At 75.0% G+C, this 12,928-nt stretch carries 11 protein-coding genes; 9 read left to right on the plus strand and 2 right to left on the minus strand.

Annotated features, from left to right (window positions below; genetic code table 11):
* Positions 1-106: 106 nt before the first annotated feature.
* Genes IF47_RS0106085 through IF47_RS0106115 form a run of 7 tightly spaced genes read left to right on the plus strand, consistent with a single transcriptional unit; the run spans position 107 to position 6,884 of the window.
* On the plus strand, positions 107-1,381 hold the full coding sequence (locus tag IF47_RS0106085) for an SCO2321 family membrane protein (protein ID WP_031507226.1): 1,275 nt from the start codon (positions 107-109) through the stop codon (positions 1,379-1,381).
* On the plus strand, positions 1,378-2,094 hold the full coding sequence (locus tag IF47_RS27520) for an SCO2322 family protein (RefSeq protein ID WP_245641016.1): 717 nt from the start codon (positions 1,378-1,380) through the stop codon (positions 2,092-2,094). The genes IF47_RS0106085 and IF47_RS27520 overlap by 4 nt, the downstream gene beginning before the upstream one ends.
* Complete coding sequence (locus tag IF47_RS0106095; protein WP_051717209.1) at positions 2,091-3,263, plus strand: CbiQ family ECF transporter T component; 1,173 nt, start codon at positions 2,091-2,093, stop codon at positions 3,261-3,263. The genes IF47_RS27520 and IF47_RS0106095 overlap by 4 nt, the downstream gene beginning before the upstream one ends.
* Positions 3,260-4,915 carry an ABC transporter ATP-binding protein gene (locus IF47_RS0106100; RefSeq protein WP_031507229.1) on the plus strand — a complete coding sequence of 552 codons (1,656 nt, stop codon included), beginning with the start codon at positions 3,260-3,262 and terminating at the stop codon, positions 4,913-4,915. The genes IF47_RS0106095 and IF47_RS0106100 overlap by 4 nt, the downstream gene beginning before the upstream one ends.
* Entirely contained in the window at positions 4,912-5,766 is an 855-nt protein-coding gene (locus tag IF47_RS0106105) for an ECF transporter S component (RefSeq protein WP_051717118.1), read from the plus strand. The genes IF47_RS0106100 and IF47_RS0106105 overlap by 4 nt, the downstream gene beginning before the upstream one ends.
* A 36-nt stretch (positions 5,767-5,802) precedes the next feature.
* Complete coding sequence (locus IF47_RS0106110; RefSeq protein ID WP_211257170.1) at positions 5,803-6,537, plus strand: hypothetical protein; 735 nt, start codon at positions 5,803-5,805, stop codon at positions 6,535-6,537.
* A complete protein-coding gene (locus tag IF47_RS0106115) occupies positions 6,534-6,884 on the plus strand; it encodes a hypothetical protein (RefSeq protein ID WP_051717121.1) in 351 nt (116 codons plus the stop codon). Before IF47_RS0106110 ends, IF47_RS0106115 begins: the two co-directional genes overlap by 4 nt.
* Positions 6,885-6,981: 97 nt before the next feature.
* On the opposite strand, the gene IF47_RS0106120 is transcribed toward IF47_RS0106115, so the two are convergent.
* Positions 6,982-8,988: a bifunctional glycosyltransferase 87/phosphatase PAP2 family protein gene (locus IF47_RS0106120; RefSeq protein WP_245641017.1), complete on the minus strand. Its 2,007-nt coding sequence runs from the start codon at positions 8,986-8,988 to the stop codon at positions 6,982-6,984.
* Between the two features lie 235 nt (positions 8,989-9,223).
* Between IF47_RS0106120 and IF47_RS0106125 the strand changes: the two genes are divergently transcribed.
* The gene (locus IF47_RS0106125) at positions 9,224-9,544 is read left to right on the plus strand and encodes an antibiotic biosynthesis monooxygenase family protein (protein WP_031507234.1); all 321 of its coding nucleotides are present in this window, start codon (positions 9,224-9,226) and stop codon (positions 9,542-9,544) included.
* A 127-nt stretch (positions 9,545-9,671) separates the two neighbouring features.
* Here the strand turns inward: IF47_RS0106125 and IF47_RS0106130 are convergent, their stop codons facing one another.
* A complete protein-coding gene (locus IF47_RS0106130; protein ID WP_051717125.1) occupies positions 9,672-11,717 on the minus strand; it encodes an MDR family MFS transporter in 2,046 nt (681 codons plus the stop codon).
* A gap of 245 nt (positions 11,718-11,962) precedes the next feature.
* Between IF47_RS0106130 and IF47_RS0106135 the strand changes: the two genes are divergently transcribed.
* Positions 11,963-12,862: a peptidoglycan-binding domain-containing protein gene (locus IF47_RS0106135; protein ID WP_157839922.1), complete on the plus strand. Its 900-nt coding sequence runs from the start codon at positions 11,963-11,965 to the stop codon at positions 12,860-12,862.
* Positions 12,863-12,928: the final 66 nt, after the last annotated feature.

Here is a 12,928-nt window from a genome sequence, read left to right on the forward strand (position 1 = left end):
AGCCATCAGGCGGCGACTGCCATGCAGCCATACCCGGGACCCCCGGGTCCCGCTGATCTTACGAATGACCAGTTCGAACCCACGACAAGAAAGTAGGGCACCCGCCATGTCCCTGCGCCGCACCGTCGCGGCCCTGGCCGCCTCCGCCGCGCTCTGCGCGGTCGCGGCCCCCGCAGCCTCCGCCGATGAGTCACCGTCCGCGCAGGCCCCGGCGGAGAAGAGCCTGCCGTCCGCGCTGTACGGGAAGGGCGACCCCCGGTACGACGGGGTGTGGCGCCAGTCCCTGGCGCTGCTGGCCCAGGACACGGCCGGGGTGAAGCCCGCCGGGAAGGCCGTGGAGTGGCTGGCCGGGCAGCAGTGTGAGGACGGCGCCTTCGCCTCCTACCGTCCCGACCCCACCGAGCCGTGCGCCGCCGAGACCCTGGCCGACGTCAACGCCACCGCCGTCGCCGTCCAGGCGCTGGCCGCCCTCGGCGGCCACGAGGCGCGGGTGGAGAAGGCCGTGGAGTGGCTGAAGCTGGTCCAGAACGAGGACGGCGGCTGGAGCTTCAACCCCGGCGGCCCGAGCGACGCCAACTCCGTCTCCCTCGTGATCGGCGCCCTGGTCGCGGCGGGCGAGGACCCGGCGAAGGTCCTCTCGACCGAGGACGAGTCGCCGTACGACTCCCTGCTGGACTTCCACCTCGGCTGCGACGCGAAGGCGGACGAGCGCGGCGCCTTCGCCTACCAGCCCGATGACAAGGGCCGGTTGGCCGCCAACGACGACGCCACCGCCGCCGCCGTCCTGGCCGCGCTGGGCGAGGACCTGGTCGTCGAGCCCGACGGCGACGGCGCCGCGCCCACGGCGCCGAGCTGCGACAAGGACGGGGAGCCCACCGTGGCCGAGGCCGCCGGGGGCGGCGTCGCGTACCTGACGAAGGTGCTGGAGGAGAACGGCGGTCACCTGAAGTCCGTCATGCCCGGCGCCGAGGAGCAGCCCGACTACGGCAACACCGCCGACACCGTGCTCGCCCTGGCCGCCGCCGGCGAACGGGACGCGGCCCGCGACACCCTGACCTGGCTGGAGAAGAACGCCCCGAAGTGGGACGCGTTCGAGAGCAGCCCCGCCGCCCTGGGCCAGCTCGTCCTGGCCACCCACGCCGTGGGCGGCGACCCGACCGACTTCGGCGGCACCGATCTGGTGGAGCTCCTGAACGCCACCGGCCCGGCCCCGGCGTCCGTCTCGGCCGACGCCGATGCCGGGGCCGAGGACGCGAGCGACGGCAAGGACGGCGGAGACGGCGTCTCCACGGGCGCCGTGGTGGCCGTCGCCGTGGCCCTGGTCGTCGTCCTGGCCCTGTCGGCGGTGGTGGTCGCCCGGAACAGGAAGCGGTCGAAGTGACCGCGCCGCGGGTGCTGTCGCGCGTGCTGCGGGGCGCCGTGCCGGCCGCCGTCCTGGTGGTCCTCGGCGCGGCGCCCGCCCACGCGGGCGAGTACCGTTACTGGTCCTTCTGGGAGCGGGACGGGCGGGAGTGGACGTACGCCACCCAGGGGCCGGGCACGCTCCGCCCCGAGGACGGCGACGTGCTGGGGTTCCGGTTCGCCGTGAGCGAGGACTCCGGTGACGCCGACCGACCCCGCGGGGAGGCGGACTTCGCGGTGATCTGCGAGGGCACCGAGCCGCGTCCGGGGAACAAGCGGATCGCGCTGAGCGTCGACTTCGGCACCCCGGCCGACGCCCCCGCGGGCGAGGTCCCGCCGAAGGGCCGCACGGCCTGCGCGGTCGTCCCCGAGGACGGGACCGCCGCCGAGGCGCTGGCCGACGTCCTGGGGCCGCTGCGGTACGACTCCTCGGCGATGCTGTGCGCCATCACGGGCTATCCGCGCACGGGCTGCGGCGAGCAGGTCTCCGACACCGGCTCCGGCACGTCCGACGAGGCGGCGGAGGAGCGGACGGACGAGGGCGAGGGGACGGCTCCGACCTCCGACGACGCGTCCGACAGCGCCTCCGACGACACGGGCGCCGGCTCCTACACGGGCGCGATCGGCGGTGCCGCCGTCGTCGCCGTCCTGTGCGCCGCGGCCGTCCGGCGGGCCCGCCGCCGCCGGTCATGACCGTCCTGGCCGCGCTGCGCGCCCCCCGGGCGACCCGCGCCAACGCCCTCCACGCGGGCGCGTGGTGGCTGTGGGCGCTCGGGCTGGCCACGGCCGCGTCGCGGACCACCAACCCGCTGTTGCTGGCGCTGATCGTCGCCGTCACGGGGTACGTCGTCGCGGCCCGCCGCACCGACGCCCCCTGGGCGCGCAGCTACGCGGCCTTCCTCAAGCTCGCCCTGCTGGTGCTGGCCGTCCGGATGGTGTTCACCACCCTCCTGGGCTCCCCGATCCCCGGCACCGTCGTGCTGTTCACCCTTCCGGAGATCCCGCTGCCCGAGTGGGCGCAGGGCGTGCGGCTCGGCGGCCGGGTCACGGCCGAGGGCCTGGTGTTCTCGCTGTACGAGGGGCTCAAGCTGGCCACCATCCTGGTGTGCCTCGGCGCCGCCAACGCCCTGGCCAACCCCGCCCGGCTGCTGAAGTCCCTGCCCGCCGCGCTGTACGAGGCGGGGCTGGCGGTGGTCGTGGCGATGACGTTCGCGCCGCACCTGGTCGCCGACGTCCGACGGCTGCGCGCCGCCCGCCGGTTGCGCGGCCGGGACGACAAGGGCGTCAGGGCGGTACTGCGGATCGGCCTGCCGGTTCTGGAGGGCGCGTTGGAGCGCTCGGTGGCGTTGGCCGCCTCGATGGACGCCCGCGGCTACGGCCGCACCGCCCGGGTGCCGGCCGCCGTGCGTCGCACCACCGCCGTCCTCACCCTGGGCGGGCTGCTGGGCGTGTGCGCCGGCACGTACGGGCTGCTGGCGTCCGAGGGCGCGGCCCACGGTCTGCCGGTGCTGCTCCTCGGACTGGCCGCCGCGCTCGGCGGGTTGTGGCTGGGCGGACGCCGCTCGGTGCGCAGCCGGTACCGGCCCGACCGCTGGGGGGCGCGGGCCTGGCTGGTGTCCGCCTCCGGGGCCGTGGTCGCCGCGGCCGTGATCCGGGCCGCCGCCGGCGTGCCCGAGGCGCTGCGCCCGTCCGTGACCCCGCTGACCGTTCCCGAACTGCCGCTGTGGCCCGCGGCGGCCGTCCTGATCGGCCTGCTCCCGGCGCTCGTCGCGCCCGTGCCGGACGCCCCGGCCGGAGCCGACGACGCGACCGGCCGCCGGGCCGAGGAAACCCCGCCGGCGAAGGAGACGACCCGCGCATGATCCGTTTCGACCAGGTCTCCGTCACCTACGAGGACGCCGCCGTGCCGGCCCTGCACGGTGTGGACCTCACCGTCGACGAGGGCGAACTGGTGCTGGTCGTCGGCCCGTCCGGCACCGGCAAGTCCACGCTGCTGAACACCGTCTCCGGGCTCGTGCCGCACTTCACCGGCGGCACCCTGCACGGCAGGGTGACCGTGGCCGGCCGCGACACCCGCGACCACAAGCCGCGCGAGCTGGCCGACGTCGTCGGCACCGTCGGGCAGGACCCGCTCGCCCACTTCGTCACCGACACCGTCGAGGACGAACTCGCCTACGGCATGGAGTCGCTGGGCCTGCCCCCCGACACCATGCGGCGCCGGGTGGAGGAGACCCTGGACCTGCTGGGACTGGCCGAGCTGCGCGACCGTCCCACCGCCACCCTCTCCGGCGGGCAGATGCAGCGCGTCGCGATCGGCTCGGTGCTCACCACCCACCCGAAGGCGCTGGTGCTGGACGAGCCGACCTCCGCGCTCGATCCGGCCGCCGCCGAGGAGGTGCTGGCCGTGCTCCAACGGCTGGTCCACGACCTGGGCACCACCGTGCTGCTGGCCGAACACCGGCTGGAGCGCGTGGTGCAGTACGCGGACCGGGTGCTGCTGCTGCCCGCGCCGGGCGCCGCGCCCGTCCTCGGCGACCCGGCCGAGGTGATGGCGCTCTCGCCGGTCCGGCCGCCCGTGGTCGCCCTGGGCCGGCTGGCCGGCTGGTCCCCGCCGCCGCTGTCGGTGCGCGACGCGCGGCGTCGGGCGGCCGGCCTGCGGGAGCGGCTGGCGCCCCTCGTCCCGCCCGCGGGCGACGGGCCGGGCCGTGCGTCGTCCACCGTGCCGCCGCTGGCCGAAGTCTCCTCGCTCGCCGTCCACCGCGGCCGGATCGCCGCCCTGCGGGGCGTGGACCTGACGGTGCGGCCGGGTGAGACGGTCGCGCTGATGGGCCGCAACGGAGCGGGCAAGTCCACCCTGTTGAACGCCCTGGTCGGGGTGCACGAGCCGACGCGCGGCCGGATCCGCCTGGGCGGCGCGTCCGGTGGCGCGTCCGGTGTCGTCCCGCACCGCACCAAGCCCTCCGAGCTGCTGCGCCACGTCGGCCTCGTCCCGCAGGACCCGCGCGATCTGCTGTACGCGGACACCGTGGCCGCCGAGTGCGCCGCCGCCGACCGGGACACGGGCGCCGAGCCCGGCACCTGCCGCGCCCTGGTGTCCTCCCTGCTGCCGGACGTGCCCGACACCACCCACCCGCGCGACCTGTCCGAGGGTCAGCGCCTGGCCCTGGCCCTGGCCGTCGTCCTCTCGGCCGCACCGCCGCTGCTGCTCCTGGACGAGCCGACGCGCGGCTTGGACTACGCGGCCAAGGAGCGCCTGACCGGTGTGCTGCGCTCCCTGGCCGACGACGGGCACGCCATCGTCCTGGCCACCCACGACGTCGAACTCGCCGCCGAACTCGCCCACCGGGTGGTCGTCCTGGCCGACGGCGAGGTGGTGGCGGACGGCCCGTCCGCCGAGGTCGTCACCTCCTCCCCCGCCTTCGCCCCACAGACCGCCAAGATCCTCTCCCCGCAGCCCTGGCTCACGGTCCATCAGGTGCGGGCGGCCCTGGCGGGAGCGGGAGGGGGCGCGTGAGCGGCACCGACCCCCTGACCCGGCCCGTGCGGCTGGGGCCGCGCTCCGTCGCGGCCATCGGCCTCGTCACGGCCGTCGGCGTCGTCGCCTTCGGCTGGCCGCTGCTGGCCGAATCCGACTCCGGGCTGGCCCACTCCGGCGACGCGCCCTGGCTGTTCGCGCTGTTGATGCCGCTGCTGCTGGGCGTGGTGATGGCGACCGTCTCCGACACCGGCCTGGGCGCCAAGGCCGTGGCGATGCTGGGCGTGTTGGCCGCCGCCGGCGCCGCGCTGCGTCCGCTGGGCGCGGGAACGGCCGGTCTGGAGCCGATGTTCTTCCTGATGGTGCTCTCCGGACGGGTCCTGGGGCCGGGGTTCGGGTTCGCCCTGGGCGGGCTGTCGATGTTCGCCTCCGCGCTGTTGACCGGCGGGGTCGGACCGTGGCTGCCGTTCCAGATGCTGACGATGGGCTGGGTGTCGATGGGTGCGGGCCTGTTGCCCGGACCGCACCGGCTGCGCGGGCGGGCGGAGTTGGCGATGCTCGCCGGGTACGGGGCCGTCGCGGCGGTGCTGTACGGCGTGGTGATGAACCTCTACGGCTGGCCGTTCATCACCGGCATGGCCACCGGGATCTCCTACTCCGCCGAGGACCCGTTGGAGGCGAAGCTGGCCAAGTTCGTCGCCTACGTCCTCGCCACGTCGATGGGTTGGGACCTGTCACGCGCGCTGTTGACCGTGGTCCTCGTCCTCGTCCTGGGCGGCGCGGTGCTGCGGGCGCTGCGCCGGGCCACGCGACGGGCGGCGTTCGGCGCTCCGGTGGCCTTCACCAGCGCTTCGTTTGCGGGGGACGAAGGCGGCAACGCGGACAGGTGACAGCCCGAGCAAGGGGACACTCGTGGAAGGCGAGCCATGTCCACAGGCTTGATCATCACTCTGATCGTGGCGGCGGTCGTCGTCCTCGTACTCGCCCTGTACCTCGCGGGGAAGCGGAAGGCTCCGCACTCCCTGCGGCGTCGTTTCGGCCCCGAGTACGAGCGGACCGTCGCCCAGCACGGCGGTGACGTCGAGGCCGCCGAGAAGGAACTCCGGGATCGGCTGCGGCGTCACGGGAACCTGCGGGCGCAGCCGTTGACGCCGCAGGAGCGCGAGAGCTACGCCGCCCAGTGGGCCGCGGTCCAGGAACGGTTCGTCGACTCGCCCGTCGAGGCGGTCGTCGAGGCGGACCGGCTGCTGGGACGTCTGGCCGAGGCGCGCGGCTTCCCCGGTGACGGGTACGACGAGCAGGTCGCCGCGCTCTCGGTGCACCACCCCGAGCGCGTCCAGGGCTACCGCGAGATGCACGCGGTGGCGGTGCTGGGACGCGAGGGGCAGGTCGACACCGAGCGGCTGCGCGAGGCGCTGGTGCACGCCCGCGCCCTGTACGAGGACCTCGTCGCGCACTCCGCCACGGACGGCGACCGGCACGGCGATCGGCACGGCGGTCACGCCGGTGACGCACACGACCGGCACGACGTCCACGCCGGCGGGGAGCCGCACCGGCACGGCCGGCTCGCCGAGAAGCTGCACGCCCTCCGGACGCCGCACCACCACGAGCCGCACCACCACGAGCCGCACCACCACGAGACTTCGAGGAGGAGCGCTTGACCACGCCCCAGCACGCGACCATCACAACGGAGACCGGCACGGTGAGCGGAACGGAGCGAACCGACCGGGAGCGGGAGTCCGCCCTCCTGCCGCCGGCGGAGCGCGAGGAGTTCGTCCGGCGCCTGCACCAGACGGTGAACGGCTTCGTCGACGAGCCCCGGCGCTCGGTCGAGGAGGCGGACGCCCTGTTCGACGAGGTCTTCCGCCGCATCGGCGCGCTCGTCGCCGAGCGCCGGCACGGACTGCGCGCGCCCTGGCACGGCGAGGGCGCGACGGCGGAGACGGAGGAGTTGCGCAACGCCCTGCGCCGGTACCGGGACGCCACCGAGCGGCTGTTGCGGCTGTGAGGGGGCGGCGTACGCCGACGTGCGAGGAGGGCCCCGACCCACGGAGTTCCGTGGGTCGGGGCCCTCCTCGCACGTCGGCCTCGCACGTCGGCGCGGGTCAGCGGACGCGACGGACTCCGCCCGCCCCGTCGATCGTCTCCTCGACCGTCCTTTCGCCCGCTCCCCCGGGGGCGCGCCCAGGGGCTCCCGCGCCGACCGGCCCCGGTGTCGGTGTCGGTGTCGGCGTCGGTGGAGGAACCGGCGCCGGTTCCTCCGCCGACGCCGCCATGCGCCCCACGGACCCGTACCGGGTCCAGACCCGGGTGATGCCGAAGCCCGCGACGACCACCGCCGCCCCTCCGACGGCGTCCAGCAGGTAGTGGTTGGCGGTGCCCATCACCACCACCGTGGTGAGCACCGGATAGAGCACGCCCAGCGTCCGCAGCCACACGTTCGAGGTGACGCGGACGACGACGACCGCGCACCACAGCGACCAGCCGACGTGCAGCGACGGCATCGCCGCGTACTGGTTGGAGATCCCGGTCAGCACGCCGAAGTCGGGGTCGTCGAAGTCCTGCGGACCGTGCGCGGTGTCGATGTAGCCCAGGCCCGGCATCAGGCGCGGCGGCGCCAGCGGGTAGAGCCAGAAGCCGACCAGTCCCAGCAGCGTGGTGAAGGACAGCGCGGTGCGGGCCCAGCGGTAGGAGACGGGACGACGCGCGTACAGGACGGCGAGCAGGACGATGGGCACCAGGAAGTGCAGGCCGGCGTAGTAGGCGTTCATCACGTCCTCCAGCAGGCCCGCCCCCGCCACGGCGTGGTTGAGCCGGTGCTCCACGTCCACCCCCAGCGCGCTCTCGATCGCGAGGATCTGCCGACCGTGCTCCTCGGCCCGTTCGCGCCCGTCGGGGGCCAGGGAGCGGATGAGGGAGTACAGCCAGTAGCCGACCCGGATGAGCAGCAGTTCCAGCAGCAGGTTGGGGCGGGCGAGCGGGCCGGAGCGCTCGGGCGCGTCCCACAGCGGCGAGGCGCGGGGGACGAAGGGCAGGACGCAGGCCGCGAGCAGGGCCGCGATCAGCGGGGCGTTCTCGCCCAGCGGGGCGAGGAAGGCGATGTGGGGGACCAGCGCGGTGCCGTCGAGCGTCATCACCAGCACCACGAAGACCGGCCACACCAGGCGGTCCCCCGAGCGGCGGCCCACCCGGCCGACGGCGGCGAGCAGGATCCACAGTTGCTGGTGCTGCCAGGCCGCCGGCGAGACGGCGACCGCGACACAGCCGGCGAGGGCGGCGGCCAGCAGGAGTTGGCCGTCCCGCGCGTACCGGACCGCCCGCCGCAGACCGACCGCGGCCACCACCGCGGCCAGGGCCACGCACAGCGCGATCTCCCACGGGCCGGTCGCCCCGAGCCGGAGGAGCAGGCCGTGCAGGGACTGGTTGGCCCGCGCGTCGGCGGGCGCGCCGAGCCCGGCCCCGGCGACGTGGTGCACCCAGTACGTCCAGGAGTCGGACGGCATGGCCGCCCAGGCCGTCGCGGTGCAGCCGGCGAAGACCCCGCCCGAGACGGCCGCCGCGCGTCGCCTCCCCAGCGCCCACAGCAGCGGCGCGAAGAGCAGCACGGTGGGCTGGAGGGCCGCGGCCACGCCGACGGCGGCGCCCGCGCCGCGCGGCGAGCGGGCGGCGTACGGCAGGCCGCAGAGCACGAGCAGCACCGGGAGGATGCTGGTCTGCCCCAGGTGGAGGGTGTTGCGCACCGGTATGGACAGCACCAGCAGGCTGACGGCCACCGGCACGGCGATCGTCCGCGCGCGCCGGCCGGCCACGCCGGGCAGGGCTCTGACGGCCACCACGCCGAGGGCGACGACCAGCAGCAGGGTGCCGAAGGTCCACACGACGCCGAGGACCTGCTCGGCGGCGTTGGCCAACGGTTTGAGGACCAGGCCGGAGAACGGCGTCCCGGTGAACGTCCCGCCCTCGTAGAGCGGGCCGCTGACGTGGAGGACCCCGTGCTCGCCGAGCCACGTCTCGAGGTCGACGAGCCGCCGGCCCGGTGGCCTGCTCAGCACGGCGGCGGCCTGACGCGCGACCAGCGCCCCCGCCAGGAGCCAGAGAGCCACCAGCGTCATCCCGCCGCGCGCGCCCCACCGTGCGCCCCCCACCACCGCTTCGCGGCCGTCCGTGACCATTGCCCCCGAAACCCCCCATGTCCCTTTCCGCCCCGAAAGAGCCACGCGCGTGTGACGTCGACTCGAACGTGGATGCGGACATCATCGCCGAGAGGTCGGACGCCGGACACCGCCCGATCACCTGACCGGTGGGCCGCGTACGCCACCCCGAGCGGGGGAGGGCACGATGGACGGCATGAGCATCGTGAAGATCAACGTCCTGACCGTCCCCTCCGAGCAGCGCGAAACCCTCGAACAGCGGTTCTCGTCTCGTGCGGGGGTGGTGGAGTCCTCGGACGGCTTCGAGTGGTTCGAGCTCCTCCGCCCGCTGGAGGGCACCGATCGCTACCTGGTCTACACCCGCTGGCGCGACGAGGAGTCGTACCGGGCGTGGATGGAGGGGCCGATGAAGGCCGCCCACCAGGGCTCGGGCGGCGGACGGCCGGCGTCCTCCGGTTCGGAACTGTGGACCTTCGAGGTCGTTCAGCAGGCCGCGCCCAAGCCGAAGGCGGACTGAACCGTCCGGCGGTGATCCGGCCCGTCCGGCGCCGGGCATCCGGTGTCGGACGGGCTCCGCCGCGCCCCGGCGGCGTGGGGGCACGCACGGGCCGCGACCGACGGTCGGGTCGGTCCCCGGCGCCTCCCTAGATCTCCACCCGCCTCGTGGCCGGGCGCGGGCACTCCCGCTCCGTGCCGCCCGTCTCCTCGTTGAGCCGGCGCACGAGTTCGGTGAGGTCGGTGGGGCGGTCGGGGGTCCACCAGTCGCCGAGCAGTTCGGCCAGGCACTCCTCGCGGGCCGCCGCCAGTCGGTCGGCCACTTCCCGGCCCCGGTCGGTGGGGACCAGGGGCAGGCCCTCGCGCACGGCCAGGCCGCGTTCCTCCAGTTCACGGGCCGCTTCCAGGGTCACCTCCAGCGGCACGGCGCCGCGGTCGGCCAGCAGGGCGGGTTCGACGGAGCCGTAGCGGTGGATGCGCAGCATCATCCAGCAGGACGCGGGCCTCAGATCCGTCCCGGCCCGTTCGTCGACGCGCCGGTAGAGGTCGCGCCTGCCCTCACGGGAGCCCAGGAGCGACAGGGCGCGGGCGACCTCGTCGCGGGAGGAGCGCTCCACCGGGTTGGGCGGGACGACCTCGCTGCCCTCGGGGGACCTGACGCTGTCCCGCAGGGGGTCCTCCCGGAGGAACCAGGACAGGACGAAGGCCGCCAGCACCACGGGCACCGCCCACAGGAAGACGTCGGTGATGGAGGAGGAGTAGACGCCCAGGACGCCCTCCCGGACTTCCGGGGGAAGCGCGCCGACCGCGCGCGGGTCGGCCCGCAGCCCCTCCGCGTCGACCCCGGGCGGCAGTGCCCGCCCCCGCAGGGCGTCGGCCATCCGGTCGGCCAGGACGTTCGCGAAGATCGCGCCGAAGACGGAGACGCCGACCGAGGCGCCGATGGAGCGGAAGAAGGTGGCGCCCGCGGTGGCCACGCCCAGGTGCGCGTAGGGCACGGCGTTCTGCACGGCCAGGATCAGCACCTGCATCACCAGGCCCAGGCCCAGGCCGAAGACGAGGAAGGCGCCGCTCATCTGCCAGGTGTCGCTGTTCCCGTCGAGGTTGTGGAGCAGCAGCAGGCCGATCGCGGTGACGGCGGTGCCCACCACGGGGAAGACCTTCCAGCGGCCGGTGCGGCTGATGATCTGTCCGGAACCGGTCGAGGAGGCCAGCACGCCCAGCACCATGGGCAGCAGGTGCACACCGGACATGGTGGGCGAGATCCCGTGGACGACCTGGAGGAAGGTCGGCAGGTAGGTCATCGCGCCGAACAGGGCGAAGCCGACGACGAAGCCGATGGCCGAGCAGATCGTGAAGGTGCGCACCCGGAACAGGCCGAGCGGCAGGACGGGTTCGGCGGCCCGCCGCTCGACGAGGACGAAGCCGGTCAGCGCGAGGACGCCGAGCGCGGCCAGGCCGAGGACCTGCGTCGACGCCCACTCCCAGGTGGTGCCGCCGAGCGAGGTGATCAGCACCGTGCAGGTGGCGACCGCGGCGATCAGCAGGATGCCCGCGTAGTCGACGCGGTGCCTCTCGCGGCGGACCGGCACGCGCAGGGCGACGGCGATGACGGCGAGGGCCACCACGCCCACCGGAAGGTTGACGTAGAAGACCCAGCGCCAGTTCAGGTGCTCCGTGAACAGCCCGCCGAGCAGGGGTCCCAGCACGCTGGTGGCGGCGAAGACTCCGCCGAACGCGCCCTGGTAGCGGCCTCGGTCGCGGGGCGGGACGATGTCGCCGACGATCGCCATCGACAGCACCATCATGCCGCCGCCGCCCAGGCCCTGGACGGCTCGGAAGGCGATCAGCTCGGCCATCGTCCGCGCGATTCCGCACAGCACCGAACCGACCAGGAAGATGACGATCGCGCCCTGGTAGAGCCGTTTGCGCCCGTACTGGTCGCCGAGTTTGCCCCACAGCGGGGTCGCGGCGGTGGAGGCCAGCAGGTAGGCGGTGACCACCCAGGAGAGGTGTTCCAGGCCGCCCAGGTCACTGGCGATCGTGGGGAGCGCGGTGGCGACGATCGTCTGGTCGAGGGCGCCCAGCAGCAGGCCCAGCAGCAGGGCTCCGATCGCCGGCCACACGGCGCGGCGCGGTCGGTCGGTTCCCTGTTCGGTGGGCGGGGCACCGGCGGCCGGTGCGTGCCGCGTCATGGACAACCTCCTCGCCGACGCGCGGACCCGCCTCGCGGTCCCGCGGCGCGGCCCGTGTCGGGTTCCGTCCGTGGCGGGTGCCCCGGGATCGCCGTGCCAAGCAAGGTCGTCGCGATCGTCTCGACCGCGGAGGCGGGGCGAGGCGGGGCGAGGCGGGGCGAGACAGGGCGGGGCACGTCGAGCATCGAGCGGCCGGAGGGGCATCGAGTAACCTCTGTGACATTTCTGAGGGAGGGGAGCCCACAGTGGCGGACACACCCATCTGCCCGATATGTCAGAGGCCTGCCGACGCCTCCGGCCGGGCGACCTGCCGGTGCGCCGACGTGGAGGTGCTGCCGCGTCCGGCGGCGCGGCCGGACGACGGTCCGGACCCGGCCGACGTGGCGATGTTCGAGAAGGCCGGACGTCCGGACGGCGGCACGTCCGCCCCGTCCGACACGTCCCCCCTGCCGGTCGTGGCGGACGAGCCTCCCCGACGCCGTGTGCGGCGGGGTCTGGTGCTCGCGGTGGGTGGCACCGCGTTGGCCGTGGTCGGCTCCGGCGTGCTGATCGCCGGGATGTTCACGCAGGGCGACGACCCCTTCGACGAGGCGCGGTTCGGGGATCGGGGCGGGGCGCCGACCCTGTTGCTGCCCACCGGGGAGGCCGAGGGGGCGGCCGAGACGGGCGCCGGCACCACCGCGTCGGCCGCCCCCTCGGCGTCGCCCTCCCCCTCCTCGTCCGCGAGCCCGTCGCGGAGTCCCTCCCCGTCCTCCTCCACCTCCGGCGCCCCGTCCGCCCGCCCGGAGCCAGGGGAGGGCGACGCGCGGCCGTCCTCCTCCGCCGACGCCCCGGGGCAAGGCGGCCGGGACGGCCGCGGAGGCTGGGGCGACGGGGGCGAGCGCGGCGACGGGGACCGGTGGGGCGACGGCGGACGGTCGGCCGTGCTGCGCGAGGGGGACACCGGCCCGGAGGTCGCGGAGCTGCAGTACCGGCTGCGCCAGACGTACGCCTACCGCGGCGACGTGGACGGCAGGTACGACGGCGACGTCCGCGAGGGCGTGGCCACGTTCCAGACGTGGTACGGGGTGCGGGGCGATCCGGAGGGCGTCTACGGACCGAACACCCGCCGGGCGTTGGAGGGCGCCACCGGGGGAGGGCGTTGAGGGACCCCCGGAGTGGCGCGAGCGCGAACGATTTTGTATCGTGAAGGAACAAAGTGGTTCCGCCCG

It is taken from the genome of Streptomyces megasporus (assembly GCF_000718985.1).
GTDB classification, from domain to species: Bacteria; Actinomycetota; Actinomycetes; order Streptomycetales; family Streptomycetaceae; genus Streptomyces; species Streptomyces megasporus.